Origin of the sequence: Pseudoalteromonas sp. bablab_jr011, assembly GCF_016464045.1 — a bacterium.
GTDB classification, from domain to species: domain Bacteria; phylum Pseudomonadota; class Gammaproteobacteria; order Enterobacterales; family Alteromonadaceae; genus Pseudoalteromonas; species Pseudoalteromonas lipolytica.
This window is the reverse complement of sequence record NZ_JACDWU010000004.1, coordinates 1-1,191: the sequence shown is the minus strand read 5'-3', so window position 1 is coordinate 1,191 and position 1,191 is coordinate 1. Positions and strand designations below refer to the sequence as shown.

General features: G+C 44.8%; 1 protein-coding gene. It reads left to right on the top strand.

Annotated features, from left to right (window positions below; translation table 11 throughout):
* On the top strand, positions 1-952 hold a 952-nt coding region (locus JIG41_RS00025; RefSeq protein WP_249406580.1), incomplete at its 5' end, for an IS110 family transposase.
* Positions 953-1,191: the final 239 nt, after the last annotated feature.

Sequence of the window (1,191 nt, the reverse complement as noted above, 5' to 3'; positions counted from 1 at the left end):
TAATAAAGCGGTAAGCAGAAAAGAGCTACTGTCGATACTCACCACGTCTCCTCGTTGTAAAGTTGTTATGGAATCATGTGGCGGTGCTCATTATTGGGCACGCAAGGCGCGTAGTGTTGGTCATGAAGTCGTGATTCTAGACCCTCGATTTGTCAAAGCATTTAGGATTGGCCAGAAAACAGATGCAAACGATGTTATTGCAATAGCTGCGGCTTCTTTCTCACCCAATGTTCGCCCGTGTAAATCACTGACACAAGCACAGCAAAGCCTACAGTCGATAGAGCGAATGCGTGCGTTAGCTGAAAAGCAGAAACGGCAGTTGGCGAATCAAATCAGAGGCTTGTTACTTGAATTTGGAATTGTAATCAAGCAATCAGAATGCGCGTTTAGGCAGGCTATCCCTGAGATTTTAGAAGATAGCGATAATGGGTTAACCGCTGGTTTAAGGCAGTGTATAGCGCAGTGCTATGAATTATTTAAAGCCCAATCAACATTAAAAGAAACATTAAATGAGTTACTGACAGGCTTAGTAAAACAAGATGAGCAATGTGAACGCTTACTGGCTCTTGAGGGCGTAGGGCCTATCACCGCGGTTGGTTTATTAATTAGCTTAAGTGACACAACCCATTTTACGAGCGGACGTAATGCAGCAGCCAATATTGGCGTCACCCCACGTCAGCACTCAAGTGGTGGAAAAGTGCGAATAGGTCATATAGCCAAATACCGCGGAGAGATGATATTACGAAGTCACTTATTTCTGGGGGCCAGAGCGGTCATCAGTCAGTTAAAGCATCGCGAGCCAAAAACGAAAAAAGAGCAATGGCTCAAAGCATTAGTTGAAAGACGCGGTGTGAAGTGCGCCGCCATTGCGTTAGCAAATAAAACAGTTCGGACGGCGTATGCCATGCTGAAAAAGGGCACGCGTTATGAACCAAGCCTACTAGCAAATTAACATTTAGTCTTCGATAACAGAAATAACTGTATTGACCAAGAACCTGCGTTAAGCGGTTAGACCCACCCTTGATAGCCTGTAAAGTGATTAGTGTGTTAAAACACCGAGTAGGAGAAGAGGCACAAGGGCGCGAATACATCATAGGGCCGAGGTAGCTCCTCATTATGAGCCCGCATATAAGTACGCAGTCTAACAAAATTAACGAAGGGTATTGTGCAATAGGAGGAGTCCATATAAGG